Raw genomic sequence first — 22,523 nt, forward strand, 5'->3', positions numbered from 1 at the left:
ACGCTGTAAAAAATGATCTCATGCAATGGATTTCTTGCGGATTTTTCATCGAAATTGTGGAAATTAGATGAAGCGATTGGTTGAAATAGCAAGTTTCAAGCCGTATTTGATACCGTAGAAGTGCGGAACTTATTTTAGACGGTCAGCGGATTAACCAGCGCGATCGTCTCTTTACAATTAGGGCATCACCATCGCATCTGTCCAAACGCGAAGGGTCTTCTTTTGTGCAAATTACTCCTCAATTCAATCACTCGCTAAAACTGATTGTGCAGCCGAGCGATCGAGAAACTTATTTGGTGCTATATCAATTAGGCTTCAGAAAAATCGCGATCGTTCCACAATTGCTCTACCGTACAGTGAACGAATTTGAACTATCGAATCTGTTCGTGTCTCTCTCGGAGCGAATTTCAGATCAGGCGCAAGCATTATCGCGGTATGTCGTGACACGATCGCCGCTCGATGCCGCCCCGTTACTGAGTGAATTTCTCAATGCTCAACCGCTGCGTCAAATGACGATGCTGGTGAAACACGCCTGGTTTTTTCAGGTGTTGGCGCAACAACAACTCTTTTTTAACTATCAGCCGATTTTTGATCTTAATTCCGGTCGGGTGGTTGCTCATGAATGTCTCGCACGCGCTCAGGATGACCAAGGACAGCTATTTAATGGGCAACAGTTAATTGATGCTGCGCTGACGATGAATCTGACCCGCGAGTTTGATAACTTAGCTCGATCGAAGTGTTTTAGCGCTCTAGCACAGTGGAATCAATCGGATCGTCCGATCTTTTTTATCAATGTTTTACCCAATGCGATCGCACATCATCCCGAATCGTTAGAGCATAACTTCCAACAAGTTCTCGATCTCGGTCTGCACCCGAATCAAATCGTGTTTGAACTGACCGAAGTTGAAGCGTTGAGCGATCACCCGAATTTACCAAAAGTGATCGAGCAAATTCGGGCGGGTGGATTTGGATTAGCGCTAGATGATTTGGGGAGTAACGTCGCGATCGATCATTACTGTACGGAACTGCGACCAGATGTGATTAAGCTCGATCGACGATTGATCGATGGCTGTAGTCGCTACGACATGAAGCAAGTCATGGTCAAAAGTTTAGTTCGCGTTGCACAAGAACTGGGCATCACGGTCTTAGCAGAAGGCTTAGAAGCGGTGGAAGATATCGAGTTTTGTCGTGCGATCGGCGTGAATCTCGGACAAGGGTTTGGACTGGGTAGACCGAGCCGAAGACCGATCGGGGCAACCCAGCAAACTTATCGATCGCCGATTTCTTTTCCCTCAAACCACACCAGCAAAAATCTTGTCCAACCTCTAACGTGAATAGAAATCCCAGTAAAACCAGAAATTCTATTCACAAAAAATCGAATTATCGACGAGCGTAAATGCCAGGGGCATACGCCTCGATCACTCTGCCTGTTTTCGAGCAAGTGATCATTAAATAATCACAATCGCCGCATTGTGTCCGGGTTAATTGATCCGGCTGAATATGAAATCGTTCGGCATGATTGCCACAGTTTGGACACCGAACGGCTTGAATCACCTGCATTTTATATTTCCTCAATACGATCGCTAAATCCAAATAAAATTTAGAGCTTTGAACAGATACAATTCGATTGGTAATTTGTATTTATCGCTACCAAATCAACGGTTGATTCACAAATTACAGAATTGAATTGATTTCTATTATGAACAGTAAAAATGCTTACTGCACTCAAAGTTCATGTTTATTTTAAAGTTCACAAAATGGGGGATCACCTATCTACAGTGTGATCCCCGGTTTAATTGCTGATCTAGGTCGCTAATCGATCGCGAATTAAAAATCGAGTTTGTTGAAGATAATTTTGTTAAGAAAAGTTAGAGAATTTGCTTTTCAATTCAACTTAAGAAGCTGAACATTGCTGTGAAGTAACAGGTTGAGGCTCTACAATCACCTCTTTGATGCCAGAAATGCGAATTAAGGAAGACACCGCTAATTTTGCTCGATCGTTGGCTTTCTCTAAAATTCCATCCGAACAAGCCGCAAGCTGAATTTTCTTCAGTGCTTCTTCCTGCGCTAATTTCTGCAAATTCGGGGCGACATCAGGACCTAAACCCAGTGGACCGCGATTGTAGTCGTACACGCTCGATCGAGCGACATCAATCTTTTTATCTAAAATTTTCGGGGCAGGTAATCGTAATCGAACAGTTTCGCCTGTTACTTGTACGCTGTCCGGTGTCAGAGCGCTCAAATCCACCCCTGCTCGGACTTCTCCGCGTGCAATGTATAAAAGCTTCGTTGTTCCAATTACCACACCCCCGATCGCGGCATCCTGCTGAGCTGGCACAACTGCTTCCATTGTAAATACAGCCGTTGTGAGTTCGCTGGCTTGACGGACTTGCTGAATCACGACCGATCTCGTTTCGACTTTGGGTTCTGGCGGTTTCGCATCAATTAGCCCGCGCAATTGGTCAAAGAATCGATCTCCCGATCGCAAAAATCCTACAACCAGAACCGCTCCTAAGAGCAATCCACTTCCGGTCAACATCAAACTAATATTCTTAAACACGCTACCGACTCCCGGTTTCTGGCGGTTTTTTCTTCGCATGGTTTGACCCAACGCCGCAACAGCCTTTTATTTAAGCAGAAAACTCCGTAATTCGAGTGTAGTACAAGATTACGGTTTGAAAATCGAGCGACTTGGTGAAGACTGAATTAGAATTTGATAGGAAATTTTGTGAATTCCAGCCCCTGTGACGCGCTATGACGAGTGTTTTTAAGAATTCCATTTCAATGATGGCGGGAAGCGTTACGACTCCTGAGAAAACCAATCAGACGACTCGCCAAACGTATCCAAACTATAAAGTGATCGTGCTCGATGACGATTTCAACACCTTCGAGCACGTCGCGAAATGCTTGATGCAGTACATTCCAAAAATGACGAGCGATCGCGCTTGGAAGCTCACCAATCAAGTGCACTTTGAAGGACAAGCGATCGTTTGGACAGGTCCGCTCGAACAAGCCGAACTCTATCATCAACAGCTAAGTATCGAGGGCTTAACGATGGCTCCCTTGGAGAAAGCATGAAAAACGATCGAGGGCGGCTCGTTCTCACGCATTCAACCTATATTCCGGGTCTGATTTCAATCCTTGAGAAGCTCGTTCAAATCGAGGGAATTCAGACTGTGACTCCGGCAGTGATCGGATCAGTCCGCTCTCATTCTCCTCAATTTAAATTAAAAATTTCTGTGCCGATTCGGGGCGGGTTTAAAGCGATCGCTCGTCAAGGTAAATCTGTTCAAGAGGTTTTCATTCTCACGACGCTCGAACAGGAGCAGCTTGAAAGCGCGATCGCTCAATGTTTGAAATGATTATTCTGCTTGCTGCTGAGTCGAAGCAATCCGGTGAAGCGGCAGGCTCAACGCACAGGAGAAAGTCAGTAAATACGAAATCACTGCTGTCCATTTGAGGCTCAGCATAAAAGTTGTCCAGTCGGGAGAAATCCACTTCTGTGCTCCAATCGCAACACAATGTACAATCCAGTAGGCAAACGCCATCGAAAACAAAACTTCATCAGCAATCTCAGAATCTTCAGTTTTTGCTTGTTTTTGGTGCAACACAACATAGAGTCCGAAGACGCTGGCAAAAAACGAAGCAAGGTTCAGATAGTCGTGCCAATTAGAATGAGCCATGATTGCGGGTATAAGACAGCTTTAAGTCACGAATCAGTCTAAAGGATGAAACGCACCAACCTCCAGAAAGTCTTACAAACAGCAATATTTGAGCGATTTTTTTAACAAAACTACAGACAGAAATCAGCCGATTTTTTGCATGAATTTGCCCTTTGTTTACCACCCTAATTACGTTGTACCCCTGCCACCGGATCATCGCTTTCCGATGGAGAAATTTAAGAAACTTTACGAGTTACTTTTAAGCGATCGCATTGCCGACCTCGATCAATTTCACATTCCCGATCTACCCTCCCAAGCTTGGATCGAACTCGTTCACACGCCCGATTATGTGAATGCTTACTGTTCTGGAACGCTCGATCCAAAAGCACAACGCCGCATCGGTTTACCGTGGAGTCCTGAGCTTGTCAATCGAACTTGTACCGCCGTTGGAGGCACAATTCTCACCGCTCAGCTTGCCTTGAAATCGGGGTTGGCGTGTAACACCGCAGGCGGAACCCATCATGCGTTTCCGAGCTATGGATCGGGATTTTGTATTTTTAACGATTTAGCGATCGCGTCTCGCGTTCTCCAAAAATTAGGATTAGTCGAAAAGATTCTCATCGTCGATCTCGATGTGCATCAAGGCGATGGCACTGCGCTAATTTTTCAATCTGATCCAACTGTGTTCACTTTCTCGATGCACTGTGACATAAATTTTCCAGGAACAAAGCAACAAAGTGATTTAGATGTGCCTTTACCTGAAGGTATGGAAGACGATGAATACTTACAAACTTTGGCGCAGTATCTTCCTGATTTACTTTCTGAAATCAAGCCAGATTTAGTGCTGTACGATGCGGGAGTTGATCCGCATTTAGGCGATCGATTAGGCAAGCTTGCACTGACCGATTCCGGGTTGTATCGACGGGAAATGCAGGTGTTAACGACTTGTATTTCGCAAGGGTATCCAGTGGCTTGTGTGATTGGGGGCGGGTATGCCGAGGATATGGACGCGCTCGTTTATCGACATTCGATCGTGCATCGGGCAGCGAGTGAAGTCTTTCAACAGTACAGATTGTAGTTACTTAGTTTTATCTATGGGCAATCTAGAAGTGTTTCTAGGTCAGACAAATGAAGCGATTTCTAAGATTTTGCAGTTGGTTCGTCGCCGCGTCCCTTGCTATTGCAGGTATTTCAATCCTATTCACTCCAAATATCGGTAGCGGGCTGATGCTCGTGTTGATCGCACTGATTCTTTCCCCTCCATTTGGTCGAATGGTTGAGCGATTCGCATATTCCGCGCTTTTTCGAGCCATTGCGATCTTCTTGATTCTGCTTATTGCGAGTATGGTAGCTCCCCCCGCTCCTGAAGTTGTTCGCTCCGTTCCACCTTCCCCTACCGCCGAATCTAAGCCTGATTGCATTCCTGCCAAAGGGTTGCTAAATGGCGGAATGAAACTGTATCTCACGGACAAATGCGAAAAGTCGTTTGCAACATTGCTGGGCGATGAAATCAAAGACGGAGAAAAATTAATCCGAATTCAGTTTCATACGGGAGAAGTCGAACTAAAGAATCCCGAAGCTGTAATGAAACAAGCGTTCGTAAGTCGAAGCGATCCAAAGTTTCCAAAAGAGCGAGTGGATTAATCAAACTTGCAATTATTTTGGTAAAGCGCTCAAAAATAGGGCGCTTTTTCGTTTCCTAATTTTCAGTTATTGCTAATTCTCTTGACGCTCACCATTCTTATCTTTTAGGTGTGATTAAACTAAAAAATCAGCATCAGTTATCAATTAAAACAAAACCGGGGTCATTTCCAACCCCAGTTTATTTAACTCACAACTGCTGGTGATTCAAACTTATAGCCGACCCCTCGAACCGTTTGAATCAGAGCAGGCTGGCTCGTATCAATCTCGATTTTTTTCCGAATCTGACCGATGTGAACATCCACGACCCGCTGATCGCCCACATATTCGTAATCCCAAACTTCCTGAATCAGTTCAGCCCGTCGCCAAACTCGACCCGGATGCGCCGCTAAGAAATGCAGCAAATCGAACTCCAACGCCGTCAACGGCACGATATCCTCATTCAGCTTGACTTCGCGACGAACCGGATCAATCATCAACCCACCAAACGCGAGACACTGCTGCTCTGCTGTTGTCACGATTCGTTGACGTTTGAGAATTGCTCCAACTCGTCCGCCCAGTTCCACCAAGCTAAACGGCTTCGTGATGTAGTCATCCGCGCCTTGAGCGAACCCACGAACCTTATCCGCCTCATCTGTGCGGCTTGTCAACATCAACACAAACACATTCGTCCGGCTCTGCATCTCTTGACACAGTGAATAGCCATTCGCATCCGGCAAGTTCACATCTAGAATCACCAGATCTGGATTGAACTGTTCAAACACCTGCATCGCGGATTTGCCATCTTCCGCCGATTCCATCTGATAACTTTGCTTGGTAAGGAAGCGATGAACGAGATTCCGGATTGCTGGATCATCATCCACGACGAGTATCTTGGCTGGAGCCATGACCATAACCTTGCGCTTAGAGTAAATTGAGAAGAAACAAAAGATTGAGAACGAACAGGGAAAACCCCTATTTCTGTCTTACACAGTCAAAACTTGTCATCAGCAATAGTATGCCTCAGGTTTTGAATAGAATAGCCTAGTTTGATGAAGTTTCCGCGAATTTACGGTCGAATCTAAAATCGAGGTGGGCTTTTAGATCGATCTCCACGGAGAGCATCCATAAAAAGTTCGATCGCAAAAACTCACTCAAGTCAGGGTTACATCGTCTACACTCTAGTTGTAATCCCCCACGCAGCTAGGTTACTCTTGGTAGAGAAGGTGGAGTCACAAGCCCATGAGCGCACAAAGCCCGTATGAAAAGTTAGGCGTTTCCGAAGGCGCGACGTTTGAAGAGATTCAGACGGCACGAACCCGGTTGATCGAAGAATTGGCAGGCGACCAGCGAAAAATTTCGGAAGTCGAGGCGGCTTATGATTCTGTCTTGATGGAGCGGTTGCGCTTGCGCCAAGAAGGAAAAATTAAAGTCCCCGATCGCATTCGCTTTCCTGAAAAATTGGTTCAGGCAACACCCGCAGAAACTCCCGCCCCGACTGCGAAATCGAATGAATGGCTGAAGAGTTTGATCGATCAACCCAGCGCTCAAGATATTGCATATCCAGCCGTGGGAATGGCGGGGTTGGGTACATTGGTGTATTTCTACCCAACTGACCAAGTGCTGCAAATTGCGATGGCACTGGCAACCGGGACAACTCTGTATTTTCTCTACCGCAAGGAACGGAAATTAGGTCGATCGATTCTTTTAGGAGTGGCGGGCTTACTCTTGGGATTCGCGATCGGTGGAGTGGTCTACACGTTCTTGCTTCCTTCTTTCTCGATGCTGCCGACAAATGAAGTTTTGATCAGTTTAGTGACTTTTCTGGTTTTATGGTTGGTCAGTAGCTTTACCAAGTAATTCCTGATGGCGGCTGAGCAATTTCAGAAGACCGATTTTAACTGGCAACTCCAACAATTTTTTCGGCAGGTGGGCGAGTGGATTGAGTTGAACTTTCCACAGATTCAGCCGCCGAATGTTCCTGATCCGCCGAATTGGTCATCCTGGTGGCTAGAAGCCATCTTTTGGACGATTATTGTGCTCTTTGTGCTGTGGTTAGGATTTCAGATTTATCTAGCAGTGCGATCGTATGTCAGACGAAATCAGGCGCAGATTGCGAAATTTCTCGATCGATCTGCCACCCTCGAAAAAGAACTCACGATCGCGCAGTGGGTCAGAACCGCTCAGGAATTTCAACAGCAGGGAAACTATCGAGAAGCATCGAGAGCGCTCTACATGGCGATGCTGCAACGGCTGAATGAAACGAAATTGATTCCGGGCGATCAAAGCCGCACCGATCGAGAATATTCGCGGCTCGTTCAATTGCTGCCTCAATCCGAATCGTATCAAATGTTACTTGAGATTCACGAACTGTTGTATTTCAGCAATTTGCCCATTTCGGCTGAAATGTTCGATCGCGTTCAGAAAGCGTATGGCAACATTGAACGGGCGACCGTTGATATGGCGAAAATGGCGTGATGAAGAAACTCGATCGACGTTTGGTATTCGGGCTGATTGCACTAGCGGTGATCATTGTTCTGACGCTGTTTATCGCACCGAGAAGCAACCGAATTACGAGCGGCTCTACGTTCAGTCGTGCTCCTGACGGTTACGGGGCTTGGTACGCCTACATGCAGCGGCAAGGAACTCCGATCGAACGCTGGCGCAAACCGTCTATTGATGAGATTTCCGGCACAGGTAACACGATGATTCAGGTTGATCCAATAGGTGCAGCATCGCTTGAACTGGAATGGGTCGAGCGCGGCAATACCTGGATCATTTTAGGCAGACCGAATTTACCTGCGACTCAATCGGGATTTTCTACACAGCACAAGAGCGATCGCGGTTTAGTCAAAATCGAAACTTCCAGACGACTCAAGGCTGACAAAGGAATAAAACGAGTGTTAGGCGATCGCTTTGGGTCGATCGTCTGGGAAGAACCTCAAGGCAAAGGTCGAATCATTTTCGCAGCGACTCCATTTCTCGCTGCCAACGCCTACCAAGATGAGCCTGGAAACTTCGCATTTCTCGCACAGTTAGCTGCTGGCAAAAAGATTTGGATCGATGAATACCTGCATGGCTATCGAGATGAAACCGCGAAAGAAGAAAGCACACAGACTTGGGTAGATTACTTGCTTAGAACACCGATCGCTATTTTGTTGCTGCAAGCGATCGTGATTTCAATCATTCTCATCTGGGCGAAGAATCGACGATTTGGACAACCGCAACCGCTCCTAGCTTCACGAGTGAATGATAGTGAAGCCTATACGCAAGCTTTGGCGGGTGTGTTGTACAAAGCGGGACGGAGCGAGTTTGTGATTGATGCGATCGGGCGGGAAGAGCAGTTGCAGATTCAGCGATCGCTAGGGATTGGGGGAAGATTGCTCGATCGAGAAGCATTGATCAATGCGTGGGTGCAGCAAACTGAAAGACCTGCCGCAGAACTGGCGCAACTTTTCCCAGAGAAACAGCGATTGAATGAGCAAGAGCTACTCAAGTGGCTGGCTCAAGTAAAAGAGATCAAGCAACATCTTCCGAGTTGAATGTGCGACTTGGGCTGTTTTGATAGAGTATATCGATAACATGGCTACCAATTTGAAATACAACTTTGTGGAATTAGAGGAGTCCAGCAAGAAGCATTGTATGTTTCAATTAAATGAATTAAAAGAAGTTCTTCTTGGTATTGCAATTCCGATTATTGTTGCTGCTAATGTATGTGCGATCGGAGTAATCGCAATCTATAAAATTCCCTACTCACTTCTACAGACAAATTTCCCCTTTATAGGTTATTTTATCTTTGCTATTGGCATAGCTCAGCTTATCTACATCATTCCTTTTACGATGTACCTCGCAAGAGAGCAACGATTTGCACTAATGAAAGGTACGATCGTTGGTGCAATTATTGTTGGGTTACTAAACTTAGCCTTTATTGTGTATGTAAGCCAACTTAGCTAGATTCTACTTCTCCTGAGCAGTCTACCCAGTATACAAATACAATTGTAGAAGACAGCTTAATTTTTTACTAATTTCTGCGAGGTAAGAATGCTAACCAGCGTCGAGGGCGTTTATCGTGATGGTCGCGTTGAACTTAAAGAAACTCCTAGTGATGTGCCTGAAGGGACTTCGGTAATCGTAACCTTCGCGAGAGCAGATGATATCGATTTACAGTCTCGTGGAATTGACAGAGCGCAGTCTGAAGCTCTACGTGCGAGTTTATCAACGTTTGTAGAGGATTGGGATAGCCCTCAAATGAGCATTTACGACGACTATGACGCATTCAAAGCTAACGATTAAGCAGGGCATTCCAGGATTGTCGCGATCGCAATCTAACTACTGAAACGAAGTAGACATCGCAGGACGTAAAATTTTACTGTTTCCATGTACGATAATACTTGCCGATTTCTGGCTGAAAACTTTTCTGCTGACTTCGCCAGTTGGCTACTGGGAAGGTCTGTCACCCTGACCGAAATTCAGCCTTCCGAACTCTCGCTTGATCCGATTCGCGCTGATGCAATGATTCTGCTTCAGTCAGATGAATCGATTCTTCATCTCGAATTTCAAACGCAACCCAAGCCGGAAATTCCGTTTCGGATGTTGGATTATCGGGTTCGAGGACAGCGACGCTTTAAGGATAAGCCGATGCGGCAGGTCGTTATTTATCTCAAGCCGACTAATTCTGAACTGGTCTATCAAACAAGTTACGTGCTGGGACGAACTCGACATGAATTTGATGTCATTCGGCTCTGGGAAGAATCCGCCTCGCTATTTCTGCAATATCCAGGACTCTTGCCTTTTGCCACGCTTGGACAAAGCGAAAGTCCAGAAGGGATGTTACGCCAAGTGACCCAGCTCGTGGATCAGATTGAAGATTTCACAACACAAGCGAATTTGAGGGCAGCCTCAGCGATTTTAGCCGGGTTAAGATTGAAGCAAGATGTAATTTATCGTTTGGTGCAGAGGGACATTATGCAAGAATCTGTGATTTACCGCTCAATTCAGAAAGAAAAGGCAGAGGAAATTGCGCTTAACCTGCTTCGAGAAGGATTTCCGATCGATGCCATCGCCCGTGGAACTGGATTATCGATCGGAGAAGTTCAACAACTTCAACAGCAAATGAATGAGACTCCACAGAACTTGTGAAAGATGATGTGCATGAAGCACCGTCTTCCAGATTGTTTCTAGTCCAATGTCGATACAGTTTCTTATAATTAAGAAATGTAAAGGTGACTTCAAAGGGCTGTCTCATGCTGATCAATCAAAAGCCTCAATCGACTGAAGCAACTGAACTTCCCGCAGGTGGAACTGATCCGACTCGGTTTGATTGGAAAGAAGCTTGGTATCCGGTTCACTATGTTCAAGATTTAGATCAGACGAAGCCCACGAAATTTACGTTGTTAGGGCAAGATTTGGTCATTTGGTGGGATGGGAAGGCGCAGCGTTGGAGAGCGTTTGAAGATCAGTGTCCGCATCGATTAGCGCCACTCTCAGAAGGCAGAATCGCAGAGGATGGACTGCTCGAATGTCCGTATCATGGTTGGGCATTTGAAGGAAATGGAAACTGCGATCGTATTCCCCAACAACCCGAAGGACTTTCTGCAAATGAATCTAAACGCGCCTGTGTTGCCTCTTATGCCACGGCAGAACGTCAAGGATTACTTTTTGTTTATCCAGGTCAGCAAAATTCAGAGCAGGTCAAGATTCCCATTATTGAACCGATGGAAAAATCACCTGATGAATGGGTGTGTTTGAATACCTTTCGCGATTTGCCTTACGATGCGTTGACGCTGTTAGAAAATGTGCTTGATGCGAGTCATGTTCCATTCACGCATCATCAATCAGTGGGCAATCGATCGAATGCTTCTCCGGTTGAGTTAGAAGTTTTAGAATCTGGGAAACAAGGCTTTACAGGCTTTTGGGAAGCAGGACCACGCAAAGGAACATTAGGATCACAACATACAAAGTTTATTGCTCCTGGATTGATGTGGCATGATTTGACCTCAAAGCAGTTCGGAAGAACAATGACAGTTGTTTATGCAACACCGATTCGTAAAGGTGAGTGTCGTGTGTTTGCTCGATTTCCGTTTAAGTTCGCTTCAAAGCTACCTAGCTTCTTTATCAAATTGACACCTCGATGGTATTCGCACATTGGTAACAATGCTGTTTTAGAAGATGATCAAATCTTTTTGCACTATCAGGAACGATACCTAGCAGCAAAAGGAGACAGTTCAAACTTTGCAAAAGCTTTCTACCTACCAACTCGTGCAGATTCGTTTGTTTCGAGCTTGCGGAAGTGGATCAATGATTTTGAAGCTGACCCATTTTCGGGTGAAGCATTGCCGCCGTTGCAATCGATCGATCAACTCCTCGATCGATATTCTTCTCACACGATTCATTGTTCCAGTTGTCGAACGGCGCTCGCTCGAATTCAACAGCTAAAATTCGCGATCGCGATTATTGGAATGCTCACTTGGGCGGTTTTGCCATTGATCTCGATCGTTCTTCAGCCGTCATCTTTGCCGATCGCCATTCTCGCCGCGATCGTGCCAATCATTTCAGGCTCTACTTGGCTTGTCCTGCACAGTCTAGAGCGCAAATTCTACAAGGGGCAGCGCATTCCAGCCAGAAACTTACCCGAAAAAAGACAGCGATGAATCCGCTGCCTCTAGTCACTCGTAATTCAAACACGGTGACGGATCGATTTGACTTGGAGGCGTAATTGTATGACCTTGCGTTTAGTCGAGCGGCTCAATGCTGTGAGACATCAGTACTTTGTGGGGCGTGAATCTGAGTGTCAACTGTTTCGAGATGCGATCGCGTCCCCGATTCTTCCATTTTCGGTACTGTATCTATCAGGCATGGGCGGAATCGGCAAAACAATGTTAATTCGGCAATTTGCTCAGATTTGCCGCAGTCTGAACATTTCTACAACTTACTTAGATGGGCGCAACTTTGAGTCATCCCCCCAAACTTTTCTGAATGCAGTGGGCGGGATTGGCTCTGCACGTCATGTCTTATTCATTGATAGTTATGAGCGACTTACTTCACTCGAAACTTGGCTGCGGGAAGAATTTTTGTCGCAGTTACCTGATCAAACTTTGATCGTGTTAGCCAGTCGAACTGCTCCGAGTTCTGCTTGGCGAACTGATCCAGGCTGGAACGCGTTATTTTATGCGATCGCGCTTCAGCATCTCAGTCCCGAAGACCGTCAGCTTTATCTTAAAAAACGATCAATTCCACCGTTACCAGAGATTGTTAATTTTACTCAGGGGCATCCTTTAGCGCTGTCATTGACAGCAGATTTATACATTCAAGATGAAGGATTAGTTTCAGATGCAAGTTTTAGTGTCACGCAGATATTGTTAGAGACATTTTTAGAAGAAGTTCCGAGTTCGGCTCATCGACTTGCTTTAGGAGCTTGTGCGATCGCGAATTCAACAACAGAAACCCTTTTGTCCGAACTACTCCAGCAATCCGATGTACATGAACTGTTTGAATGGTTGAGAGGACTTTCTTTTATACAATCTGAACGATTCGGATTAGTCCTCGATTCGGTAGCACGAGAAGCGATTATCTCCGATCTACGTTGGCGAAGCTATGATGTATGGAACCGTTTTCATCAACGAGTTCAGACCTATTGTACCGTTTCAGAACCCTCATTCACATTGAACCAATCAGAGTTTAATCAAGCGGTTTGGGATGCGTTTCGTCACTTTGTTCGTCCTGATGTGCTGCATCATAATCCCCTGTTACGATCGCGCTTAGTCATTGAGAAATCAACTCCAGACACTCGCATTGAAGTGTTGCGATCGCGCTTAAAAGAAGCCGCAGAACTTTTGCAAATGTCTCCCCGTGACGAGAAGCTTTATCGAACCTTGCATCGAACTTATCTCAATCCAGCACCGACCCAAGAACAAGCAGCGGAATGTTTAGATTTACCGTTTAGTACTTACCGCCGCTATCTGAAAGCAGGAATTTCTCGTGTTGCAGAGATCCTCTGGCAACGAGAGAGACTTGCAAGTTAGAGAAACTCACGTTTGGAAGCACTAACGATATTTGCGCTGTTAGTGCTTCCAAACACGAATCGTTTGATCTTTACTTCCGCTCACAACGCGATCGCGATCGATTGCAACCGATAACACCCAATCTTTGTGATCGTTCAATGTCTGAAGCAATTTGCGCTCCTGAATCGACCACATCCTTACGGTGTTATCAATGCTACCACTAACCAATCTTTGACCATCGGGGCTGACTGCGATCGAAACAACTCGTGCTGTATGTCCTTCAAAGGTATGAACTAATTCACCCGTTTGCCAATTCCATTGTTTAACTGTTTGATCCCAGCTTGCACTCATCAAAGATTGTCCGTCAGGACTAAAAGCTAGAGCACGAACTGCATCGTTATGTCCTGTGAGCGTTCTGATCGCTTCTCCGGTTTGAGCATTCCAAAGTTTGATCGTGCGATCGAGTCCAGCGGTCGCGATCGTTTTTCCATCAGGACTGATTACGACTGAGAAAATTCGATTTTCATGAGCGCGAATGGATTGTAAAACGGTTTGGGATGACAGTGACCATATCTTCAGTGTTCCATCTTCTCCCACACTGAAGAGCCGATCTCCGTAGGTCGCGATCGACCAAACTGGGCTACCGTGATCAAGCGTTTGAATTAGTTGATTCGTTTGTAAGTTCCAAAGTTTGATTGTGCGATCGCCACTTCCGCTAATCAGTGTTCGATCAGCAGTGAGAGCAAGCGATCGAACAACGTCTGTATGACCAGAAAGCGTATTCAGAATGGTTCCGGTTTCGATGTTCCAAACTTTAATCGTGCGGTCTTCACTGCCACTAATCACCGTTTGTCCGTCTAGCAGAACTGACCAAGCAGGAGAAGAATTGAGCGTTCTTGCTAAAGTGAGAGAATTCGATCGAACTGTGGATTGATTCGCAGGCTGTACAGGCGACTTAGACAAGTTTTGAAATAACAAAAATCCGACCGCGATCGTGCTAATCAAAGCAATCAAGCTAACTAAGATTTCAAGTTTGATCGGAGTCGATCTCGTTTGAGGGGCGAGTGTTTTCGCTCTTGATAATAGAATTTGCTCATAGTTTGCTGGCTGTAACGGGCTAACCTCAGCTTTTCGACCCCCTGAAGTACTCGCTAACACTTTTAGCGAAAGTTCTTCGAGATAAGAATCGAGCGCAGTTGTGAACGTTCCTGATACAAAGAGCTTGAATAATTTTTCTTGCTGTAGCGATCGACAAGTTTGATCGCGAAGGTCTTGAGGAATTGCAACTCCCATTCGAGCAGGTTGATACGTTTCATGATCTGGAATGATCACACTTTCTAATTGATCAGGAAGCGTCTGTCGATCGACAACGGTTGCCGCCCCTTTTTCTAAACAAGTAAAAACTACATCCAAGTACTCTGGCTGTAGTTCTCCCGCATAGTAGTAACAGATGAAATATGGCACATGGTTCCGCCCTAAATCATCGGCTCCATCATTGTAGAGCCAACCAAACAACGTCTGATCCGCAGCAATTCGAGATAAGTAAACGGCGCGATAGTTCGCTTCAGGTGGATTGTAAGCATCCCAATGTTGGTAAACAATTTGATCAATGAACGCCTGAAGAATTTCAGGCGGAATTGCAGCACTACTGAGCGCTTGAAATCCAACTTTAGGAAAGCTTGTATAGATCAGTTGACCTAAAAGAAGAAACATTAGAGATGGATTTTTTGTTCGTTAACGGGCACTTGATCTGGAGCGATCGTAAACAATCCGAGCGTAAATAACAACGCGATCGCGATCCCTAAAATACTGAGACTCGCGATCGCTAGTAGCGCTACTGACCTACGAAGAGTCGATGGAAACATTTGCTGTGACAGTGCAGATTGCGCTAAACCTGTTGCCAGATTGTGATTTGGCTGAAAGTGATGGTGCTTGTTCAACTGTGCAAGTAACCAAAGTAACGGATCGGCGGCTCCTCGTGCATTGAGAGCAGCAGTTCCCTGCATCGAAACGATCGGAATTGCGGAATAGAATCGCTGATAGTTTGCTTTGAGGGCATCGAGTCGAGTGATTAACGGCTGTAGATTTTGCTCGATTTGCAGTTGGGTCACCGTTCCGGATTCGAGTAAATCACACTTGGTTAAAACTAACGCAAACGCATAATTCAATCGCTGTTGATGCACGATCGACGCGATCGCAACGACTTGATCAAATAAATCCACTAAAGTTTGGGCGTATTCTCGATCGTGCAGGAGTGCAGGAGCGCTGATAAACACACAGCACCCATGAGATTTCAAGACAAGCTCCTGAAAATCAGGATTCCGAATGTGACACGCTTCGCCCGGAATATCCCACCAGCGAAACTTACATTGTGTTTTGACTCCGAAGACTTTTTGACGCTTTAGAGCAAAGTTAAAGTTCGTAATCTTAATTGTCGCAGGTGGATAAAGCCCTGTGTTTTGAACATGCAGCAGAATTTTCTCGATGTTCGATCGCACTTCTTGATCTTGAGATTCAAACCAAGACGCTTTCGGATGCTCAGTTGAATGTTCTCCTTGTAATTCTGTGTAGCTTCCAGCGAGAAAAACTGTTTTACCGACACCCCGTTCACCGATGCTCAGAAGGTTGAAAGTTTTAGCAGCCATAGTGGTTAAAAGAAGCGACGAAAGAGACTGAACAAGCGAGATAAACTACTAAAATCGCCAAAAAATGCGAATGTTGTTTGTCGAAATCGGTATCCGGTGCGCGATAACGATGAGAACTGGTTTCCTGCTCCCGTTTCGAGATTCGTTTGGTTTTCTCCAAAAGTCTCGATCGCAGTGTCTTGAAAAAAGAATCCCGGTTGTCGTCTAAATCCACCCGTTACCATTTCTTCTTGCTCTGTAGAAAGTTCATCTATTGGCTCAGACATTGTTTTGATTCCTAATACGATAAAAACTTCAAATGCTCACCGGATTGCGATCGCAGTTCGGTTGGAGAACCCTGAATTTTGACTTCACCTCGATCGAGCAATACAACCCAATCGGCTCGATCAATCACACTCGGACGATGAGTAATCATGATGGTGGTTTTGCCGCATCTTGATTTGAGTAAGCGATCGAGCACTTGAGCTTCACTCACCGGATCAAGCCCTGCGGTCGATTCATCTAAAATCAGCACTGGCGGATCAGTCACGATGCCACGAGCGATCGCGAGTCGTTGCCGTTGTCCTCCAGAAAGATTCGCCCCAAATTCACCCAAAACAGTTTGATATTGATTCGGCAAATGGCTAATAAAATCATCTGCTCCAGCAATTTGACAAGCTCTAACAATTTGCTCAAATGAAATATAAGGCGTTCCAAGCCGAAAGTTTTCGACAATCGATCGACTCCAGAAATGAGCGTCTTGAGGCACATACACGACTTGTTGCCGCAAACAATCGAGCGAAAGATCTTGTAAGTTGTAGTAACCGATCCGAATGTTGCCAGAATTCGGTGCGTAGAGTCCTGCAATCAGTTTTGCAAGGGTGCTTTTTCCGCAGCCTGAAGTGCCGATTAATGCGATCGCATTTCCTCCAGGCAAGCTCAGCGAAAAATTCTCCATCAAATCAACGCGACCTGCATGATGAAAATTTAATCGATGACAAACAATATCCGCCTCGCTTGAAAGTTGAGCAAACGGTTTCTGAGTCTGACTTTGAACTTCTGGAGTCGCATCGATCACTTCTGAAACGCGACTGACTGCAGTTTGCGATCGATAGTACTCATCAATCAATCCGAGAATTGCACTCATGAATGCTAAAACGTTCCCCTGCATTCCATTAAACGCTAACAATTGACCGATACTCAGTTCCTGATTAATCACCAGAGAGCTACCCAAGCCTAACAGTAAAACACTTCCAATCCGGCTCACCTGTTGAGTAAACGTGCTCGTCACAATCCCAATCTGCGTCGTACTAAAACTCAGATTTGCTAACCGCCCGAATCGACTTTGCAACTCTTCCCAGAATTGCGGAGCCGCGTTCGTCGATTTCATCACTAAAGCACCCTTAAACGTTTCAACTAACACCCCTTGATTCTCAGAAGATAGAACCAACAGATTTCGAGTTGCTTTTTGCAATGTCGGCAGAAAAGGAACAACCGAAACTGTCATCAAGAATCCGATAACTATCACTGCGCTGGTCAACTTCCAGCTATAAAACAACATAAAACCCAGCGAAATTAGTGCAATAAAAAACTGACTCGGTAACGCTACCACTACTTGAGACAGCAATTGATTAATCTCATTGATATCGCGCAATCGGCTGATAATTTCACCACTGCGGCGAGTTTCGTAATAGCTCAGCGGCAGTCGAAGGATCTTTTGTCCGAACTCTAGTACAAAGCCTAACTGTAATCGTTGACTAAAATGAGCAATCAGAGTCGATTGTAAGAGTTGTAAACTGCCACTAAACAAGCTCAGAACAATCACACTCACCACAACTACTGTAAGAAGCTGCGAATCTTGTCTGACTAAAACATCATCAGTAAGAATTTGAATCAGGAACGGACTTGCTAAAGAAAGCACCCCTAAGACAAGGTTGATTAGCAATGCACCGAGTAACATCGATCGATAAGGCAAGATTCGCCCAAAAAACCGACTAAACCCGCTTTTTTCCTCAGATTGAGCCTGCACCACACGATCGCACTCAGGCTCCAGAAGCAGCATAATGCCATTCCAAGCCGCCATCAGTTCTTGTCGATCGACATACCGCAACCCCAACGCCGGATCAGCAATCACAAATTTTCGCCCGCGCTTGCCGTAAAACACCACCCAGTGATATCCCTGCCAATGAATCACACCTGGTAACGGCAGTTCATTTAAGCGATCGAGAATTTGCTCGGACACTTTCACCGATCGCGTTTTAAATCCCAATGCTTCAAATCCGCGTCTGAGTCCTAACAACGTCGTACCAAGCTGTCCGGTGCCCACCGCTTCTCGACATCGAGCAATGCTCAATCCGCGTCCGTAATGCTTACTAATCGATGCAAGGCAAGCGGCTCCACAATCTTCTTCACTCAGTTGAGAGACACAAGCATATCCTTGTCTTAATGCAGAAACCATAGTTTTCAAAGATTAGAAATGAGCCGCGTCTTTCTCATCAAAAATTGCACCACCGTTTCTTGGCGCGAAATCACATCGACACTTCCTTCCATGCCCGCCTGTAACGGACACTGCCGCCGTTCATTCCCGACAAACGATCGAGCAGGTTCCATTGTCACCTCATAAGTTGCAGGTGCATTCTCAGCCGCAGGTCGAGCATCGGGAGCTACCGTCTTGATCACACCGTTCAAAGTGCCATAATCGGGAAATGGACAAGCTGAAACCCGCATTTGAATCGACTGCCCTAGTTTCACTTTGTCGATGTCCTGTGCCGCGATTTGAGCTTTCAGAACAAACGGAGCATTTTCAGGTGCAATAAACGCGATCGCTTCTCCCGATCGCACGACCTGATCTGCATTTCTCAAATTCAATTGCAGCACTGTTCCTGCAATCGGCGCACGAACCACACTTTGGTCAAAGCTGCGTTCAATCTGCTGGCTTTCTTTTGCAGTGCGATCGAGTTGTCGCTGTAGCTCAATTCGATTTTGCAGTAATTGTTCTCGCTGTTGGCGTAATGTTGCCAGCGTCGAAGCTCCTTTCGCCTGAATTTGAGCAATTTGCTCTTGTGCTCTCGCAATTTCCGCATCAGTTGGATTCAAAGCAGAACTTGCACGATCGACTTTTGCTTGAGCCACTTGAACCGCTGCTTCTTTCTCTTTCAAAGTCAACGTTGCAACGGCTCCCGATGCCGCTAACTGTCGAAACCGCCTGAATTCTTCCTGAGCTAGATTCAATGAGGCTCTCGCTTCTTGTACATTCGATTGTGCGGTCGTTTGCTGGTCTTGAAACAATCGCTGCTGACTTCTCAATTGTGCTTCTGCGGCTTGAATACTGCGATCGGTAACATTCGATTCGGCTGCAAGTTGACTATCAAGCGACTGAATCTGAGCATTAATTTGATTCAGTTGCAATCTTCCTTGTCGTAAATCGCCTTCAAGCTGGCTTTTGGTCGTCATCAAGCGAGAATCATCCATCCGAGCCACAATATCCCCTGCTTTCACCTTTTGGTTCTCTTTCACAGCAATTTCTTTGATCGTGCCCTCGATCGCAGATTGCACCAGCCGCAATTCTCCCGCAGGTCGCACCGTTCCGGGAGCTTTCACCGTCACGTTATATTTCAGCACCGTAGCCAACACAACTGCCGCTCCAAACACCATCAGCAACACGCCGCCCCCCGCGATCGCCCACGGACTAAGACGCGGTAGAAACTCGCTCTGACTCAGTGTTGGAACTTGAATCGGTTCTTCCATGTCAAGCTCCTGAGTGGATTGAGGAAAGATCCCTGAAGCTTCAGGGATCTTCATGACGAACAATCGATCGAACCTAGTAGACCATCAAGCCCTTCGGATCGAAGTTCAGTTGAAAGTCTTTCAGAGCGCTCGTGTCGATCGCGCTTTTCTCAGCAGTCACGATTTGCGAAACCTCACTTCCACTCGGACCCGATTTTGCATCCGCTTTGAATCCAAGCGATTCATTGTTGAAGTTAAAAGTTGTGTTGATTAAATCCTTCAGACTGATGCCACCCGACACGGTTTCTTGTTGTTCATCCGACAAATCGACGAACAATTCAGACTGCACAGTAACACGGTTCATAATAATGTTCCTCGTTGTTTGTGTGATTGCGTTGGTTGTTTTCCCAACTGTGCATAGTCTGTCCGATCGAGTTGCTCAGTCACCAGGTCGATCGATGCTCAGTTTTTGTTCAGTTTTTGAATAGTGCGATCGCTTGTACTCTCGAAGCCTATTTCAAATCCCGCAGTAAAGTCTAAGCCGACCAAGTTTCGCGGAAATCTGCATAGAGCGTCAGACCGCCATCAATGAAAAGAGTTTGTCCCGTGATATAAGCAGCTTCCTCAGATGCCAAAAATGCTGCTGCCGCTGCCATCTCCGACGCATATCCGGGTCTTGCCATCGGAATATGGCTTTCAACGACGGCGCGTTGTTCTGGATCGCTCGTCCAGCTTTCATTAATCGGGGTGATGGTCGCTCCAGGTGCGATCGCATTGACTCGAATTCCACGATTGGCATACTCTAACGCTAGCGTCTTCGTTAAGTTCCCCATGCCGCCTTTACTCATCGAATAGCTAAGATAATTCGGGCGCGGAATGATCTCATGCACACTCGAAACATTGAGAATCACCCCAGAGCGCTGTTGAGATAGAAAATGCTTTAGCGTTTCTCGTGCACACAGAAATGCGCCGCGCAAATTCACCCCAATCACTTGATCAAACTTCTCAGTCGGCAGTTCATGCGATGGAAAATCCGCTTGAATTCCAGCATTGTTAATCAAAATATCGAAGCTTCCAAAGGTTTCGATCGTCGAATTCACAATCCGCAGAATATCTTCTTCTTTGGAAACATCTCCTTGAACGAGCAGGGTTTTAATGCTGTGTCCCGCTTCGTTTGCTTGAGAAAGCGCGACCGTTTCGGTATGTTTCGCTTCTTCAGGCTTACTGCGATAGTTGATTGCGACATTACACCCTTCTTGAGCCAGTCGCCATACGATCGCTTGTCCGATTCCGGAGCTTGCGCCAGTGATCAATGCAGTTTTTCCAGCTAATCCTTTCATCGGTGCAGTCCTCTGGGCTAGGGTGATCGCGCTTAGACAATGATTGTGATACCAGCAAACATCACAAAGCCATATCGCTCTTAAGGTAGAACACAAATCTATGAAACTGATAGCACGAACAGAAGACCTATTCGACAGCTAAATCTCTACCGGAATCTGTCCCTGCTTGGCTGCTTGAATTAAGCGATCGTAATCTTGCTCAGTCTGATCCGCATACGCAAAAGCAAATGTCACCATCGCATCATCGAGTGCCTCACTGTTCCCGACATAACCAGCCAGCATCGCTGCATCGCCCGACTTTGCATGTGCCAGCGCCAATGCCCAACCGCACAGCACACCATAGTCTAAAAGACTTTTTGGGCGAAACTTGCCGGGTTCGAGCTTGATACTGCCTTTCATATCACGCAACTGCCGGACATAGTAGTGAATTCCGCCAGTGTCGCCCCAGCCTAGAAAAATATCAGGCGCACCCTGAATCAGCCGCTGTCCAATCACAACGCGCTCACCTTCATGACTTCCTAACTCTCGTCCCTTCTGAAATCGCTCTGCATAAGGAAGCAGCACCGAAGACTGTGCTTCTTTGACTTGTAGAAATAGGGGATCACCTTGATCCCTGCCTTCGAGATAAATAATCCAGCAGCGAGTTCCAACACTGCCCACGCCCACAACTTTACGAGCGACATCAATAATGCGATAGCGAGACAGTAAAAAGCGCCGCTCACTCCCGATCGAGGACAGATAATCTTGAATCAATTCTTCGAGCGATCCTCTGATAGATTGCTCCTGAATCAGCGTCTCAGTTCGCACAACTAGCGGTGGAGATTCAATGATCTGATGCTGGTCATTCACGAGTTCTGTGAGTTTGTCCAGGGTTTGTAAATGAGTGCATTCACGCGCTTTTTCCAGGATGCGGGCTGCTTTTTTGTGCTGTTCGTCGGGTAGTTTTTTGAGGAGTTCTGTCTCTTCGATCTGGGCGTACCACAAATCGAGATAGCTCATCTGAGCATACTCGTGGAGATGTTGACGGTAAGATTGCACGATCGAGCGAACCGCTGATTCACAAAGCTCACGATCGCCGTCGAGATGTCTTCCTGCTGCGATCGCGCTTGTGACTAATCGCTTGAGATCCCATTCCCACGCTCCCGGACAGGTTTCATCAAAATCATTGATCGCAAACACCAGATTCCGTTCGGCAGAAGCAAACACTCCAAAATTCGAGACGTGCATATCGCCACAAGCTTGAACACTGATATCTGTAGTGGGTGCGTTGGCAATATCCTGGATCATCACGGCGGCTGAACCCCGCAGAAAGGCAAACGGCGAAGCAAGCATCCGCTCGTAGTAAACCGGGATCAAGTCAGGCAGTCGAGTTTGGGTCTGTGCCTTGAGTAGATCAATCGGATCAGGACGATTCTGAGCAGGCTTGTACACTCCGAGATCGCGGCGTTTGACTTTTTGGCGCAGAGCTTTCCCAGCCGAGACGCGATCGTCGATCGATAGATTGGGATCAAGGACTGTTTTGTTTAATGTCTTCATAGTGGATTCAAATCG

General features: G+C 46.2%; 25 protein-coding genes. 13 read left to right on the forward strand and 12 right to left on the reverse strand.

All coding sequences use genetic code 11. The features are described 5' to 3' along the window. The first annotated feature begins 224 nt into the window (after nt 1-224). Nucleotides 225-1,334 (forward strand): EAL domain-containing protein, encoded by a 1,110-nt coding sequence (locus NIES2104_RS24680; RefSeq protein ID WP_082690076.1) that lies wholly within the window; start codon nt 225-227, stop codon nt 1,332-1,334. Nucleotides 1,335-1,380: 46 nt separating this feature from the next. Here NIES2104_RS24680 and NIES2104_RS24685 read toward each other — a convergent pair whose 3' ends face one another. Both NIES2104_RS24685 and NIES2104_RS24690 read right to left on the reverse strand, forming a co-directional pair. Next, nucleotides 1,381-1,560 carry a hypothetical protein gene (locus tag NIES2104_RS24685; protein ID WP_059000874.1) on the reverse strand — a complete coding sequence of 60 codons (180 nt, stop codon included), beginning with the start codon at nt 1,558-1,560 and terminating at the stop codon, nt 1,381-1,383. Between the two features lie 334 nt (nt 1,561-1,894). Next, on the reverse strand, nt 1,895-2,599 hold the full coding sequence (locus NIES2104_RS24690; RefSeq protein ID WP_059000875.1) for a DUF4230 domain-containing protein: 705 nt from the start codon (nt 2,597-2,599) through the stop codon (nt 1,895-1,897). A gap of 155 nt (nt 2,600-2,754) precedes the next feature. On the opposite strand from NIES2104_RS24690, the gene clpS reads away from it, so the two are divergent. Continuing rightward, entirely contained in the window at nt 2,755-3,078 is a 324-nt protein-coding gene (gene clpS, locus NIES2104_RS24695) for an ATP-dependent Clp protease adapter ClpS (protein WP_339375214.1), read from the forward strand. Next, nucleotides 3,075-3,362 carry a DUF2103 domain-containing protein gene (locus NIES2104_RS24700; RefSeq protein WP_059000876.1) on the forward strand — a complete coding sequence of 96 codons (288 nt, stop codon included), beginning with the start codon at nt 3,075-3,077 and terminating at the stop codon, nt 3,360-3,362. Before clpS ends, NIES2104_RS24700 begins: the two co-directional genes overlap by 4 nt. On the opposite strand, the gene NIES2104_RS24705 is transcribed toward NIES2104_RS24700, so the two are convergent. Beyond that, complete coding sequence (locus NIES2104_RS24705; RefSeq protein WP_059000877.1) at nt 3,363-3,683, reverse strand: hypothetical protein; 321 nt, start codon at nt 3,681-3,683, stop codon at nt 3,363-3,365. Between the two features lie 139 nt (nt 3,684-3,822). On the opposite strand from NIES2104_RS24705, the gene NIES2104_RS24710 reads away from it, so the two are divergent. Both NIES2104_RS24710 and NIES2104_RS24715 read left to right on the forward strand, forming a co-directional pair. Beyond that, nucleotides 3,823-4,740, forward strand: coding sequence for a histone deacetylase (locus NIES2104_RS24710; RefSeq protein WP_059000878.1), 918 nt, complete (start codon nt 3,823-3,825; stop codon nt 4,738-4,740). 50 nt (nt 4,741-4,790) lie between these two features. After that, nucleotides 4,791-5,306 (forward strand): hypothetical protein, encoded by a 516-nt coding sequence (locus NIES2104_RS24715; protein ID WP_059000879.1) that lies wholly within the window; start codon nt 4,791-4,793, stop codon nt 5,304-5,306. 182 nt (nt 5,307-5,488) lie between these two features. Here NIES2104_RS24715 and NIES2104_RS24720 read toward each other — a convergent pair whose 3' ends face one another. After that, nucleotides 5,489-6,190, reverse strand: a complete 702-nt coding sequence (locus NIES2104_RS24720; protein ID WP_059000880.1) for a response regulator transcription factor — start codon at nt 6,188-6,190, stop codon at nt 5,489-5,491. 334 nt (nt 6,191-6,524) lie between these two features. Between NIES2104_RS24720 and NIES2104_RS24725 the strand changes: the two genes are divergently transcribed. The 8 genes from NIES2104_RS24725 to NIES2104_RS24760 all read left to right on the forward strand — a co-directional run bounded on the left by NIES2104_RS24725 (nt 6,525) and on the right by NIES2104_RS24760 (nt 13,303). Next, entirely contained in the window at nt 6,525-7,142 is a 618-nt protein-coding gene (locus NIES2104_RS24725; RefSeq protein WP_059000881.1) for a CPP1-like family protein, read from the forward strand. Nucleotides 7,143-7,148: 6 nt separating this feature from the next. Continuing rightward, nucleotides 7,149-7,760: a DUF4129 domain-containing protein gene (locus tag NIES2104_RS24730; protein ID WP_059000882.1), complete on the forward strand. Its 612-nt coding sequence runs from the start codon at nt 7,149-7,151 to the stop codon at nt 7,758-7,760. Continuing rightward, on the forward strand, nt 7,760-8,824 hold the full coding sequence (locus tag NIES2104_RS24735) for a DUF4350 domain-containing protein (protein WP_063270215.1): 1,065 nt from the start codon (nt 7,760-7,762) through the stop codon (nt 8,822-8,824). Before NIES2104_RS24730 ends, NIES2104_RS24735 begins: the two co-directional genes overlap by 1 nt. Before the next feature lie 40 nt (nt 8,825-8,864). Next, on the forward strand, nt 8,865-9,236 hold the full coding sequence (locus tag NIES2104_RS24740) for a hypothetical protein (protein ID WP_059000884.1): 372 nt from the start codon (nt 8,865-8,867) through the stop codon (nt 9,234-9,236). An 87-nt stretch (nt 9,237-9,323) separates the two neighbouring features. After that, nucleotides 9,324-9,575 carry a hypothetical protein gene (locus NIES2104_RS24745; protein WP_059000885.1) on the forward strand — a complete coding sequence of 84 codons (252 nt, stop codon included), beginning with the start codon at nt 9,324-9,326 and terminating at the stop codon, nt 9,573-9,575. 84 nt (nt 9,576-9,659) lie between these two features. Then, nucleotides 9,660-10,421 carry an Rpn family recombination-promoting nuclease/putative transposase gene (locus tag NIES2104_RS24750; protein ID WP_059000886.1) on the forward strand — a complete coding sequence of 254 codons (762 nt, stop codon included), beginning with the start codon at nt 9,660-9,662 and terminating at the stop codon, nt 10,419-10,421. A gap of 104 nt (nt 10,422-10,525) precedes the next feature. Further along, nucleotides 10,526-11,932, forward strand: coding sequence for a Rieske 2Fe-2S domain-containing protein (locus NIES2104_RS24755; protein WP_059000887.1), 1,407 nt, complete (start codon nt 10,526-10,528; stop codon nt 11,930-11,932). Between the two features lie 69 nt (nt 11,933-12,001). Continuing rightward, the gene (locus NIES2104_RS24760; protein ID WP_059000888.1) at nt 12,002-13,303 is read left to right on the forward strand and encodes a hypothetical protein; all 1,302 of its coding nucleotides are present in this window, start codon (nt 12,002-12,004) and stop codon (nt 13,301-13,303) included. A gap of 39 nt (nt 13,304-13,342) precedes the next feature. On the opposite strand, the gene NIES2104_RS24765 is transcribed toward NIES2104_RS24760, so the two are convergent. The 8 genes from NIES2104_RS24765 to NIES2104_RS24800 form a co-directional block, all read right to left on the reverse strand. Next, nucleotides 13,343-14,995 (reverse strand): WD40 repeat domain-containing protein, encoded by a 1,653-nt coding sequence (locus NIES2104_RS24765; RefSeq protein WP_059000889.1) that lies wholly within the window; start codon nt 14,993-14,995, stop codon nt 13,343-13,345. Further along, nucleotides 14,995-15,927 carry a hypothetical protein gene (locus NIES2104_RS24770; RefSeq protein WP_059000890.1) on the reverse strand — a complete coding sequence of 311 codons (933 nt, stop codon included), beginning with the start codon at nt 15,925-15,927 and terminating at the stop codon, nt 14,995-14,997. The genes NIES2104_RS24765 and NIES2104_RS24770 overlap by 1 nt, the downstream gene beginning before the upstream one ends. 5 nt (nt 15,928-15,932) lie before the next feature. Further along, complete coding sequence (locus NIES2104_RS24775) at nt 15,933-16,193, reverse strand: hypothetical protein (RefSeq protein WP_059000891.1); 261 nt, start codon at nt 16,191-16,193, stop codon at nt 15,933-15,935. Between the two features lie 11 nt (nt 16,194-16,204). Further along, nucleotides 16,205-18,364 carry a peptidase domain-containing ABC transporter gene (locus NIES2104_RS24780; RefSeq protein WP_059000892.1) on the reverse strand — a complete coding sequence of 720 codons (2,160 nt, stop codon included), beginning with the start codon at nt 18,362-18,364 and terminating at the stop codon, nt 16,205-16,207. A 5-nt stretch (nt 18,365-18,369) separates the two neighbouring features. Next, nucleotides 18,370-19,653, reverse strand: a complete 1,284-nt coding sequence (locus tag NIES2104_RS24785; RefSeq protein ID WP_072218244.1) for an HlyD family efflux transporter periplasmic adaptor subunit — start codon at nt 19,651-19,653, stop codon at nt 18,370-18,372. 73 nt (nt 19,654-19,726) lie between these two features. Next, entirely contained in the window at nt 19,727-19,996 is a 270-nt protein-coding gene (locus NIES2104_RS24790; RefSeq protein WP_059000894.1) for a CTB family bacteriocin, read from the reverse strand. A gap of 172 nt (nt 19,997-20,168) precedes the next feature. Then, complete coding sequence (locus tag NIES2104_RS24795) at nt 20,169-20,972, reverse strand: glucose 1-dehydrogenase (RefSeq protein WP_059000895.1); 804 nt, start codon at nt 20,970-20,972, stop codon at nt 20,169-20,171. 138 nt (nt 20,973-21,110) lie between these two features. Further along, on the reverse strand, nt 21,111-22,508 hold the full coding sequence (locus tag NIES2104_RS24800; protein ID WP_059000896.1) for a DUF2252 domain-containing protein: 1,398 nt from the start codon (nt 22,506-22,508) through the stop codon (nt 21,111-21,113). Nucleotides 22,509-22,523: the final 15 nt, after the last annotated feature.

It is taken from the genome of Leptolyngbya sp. NIES-2104, from assembly GCF_001485215.1.
GTDB lineage: Bacteria > Cyanobacteriota > Cyanobacteriia > Leptolyngbyales > Leptolyngbyaceae > Leptolyngbya.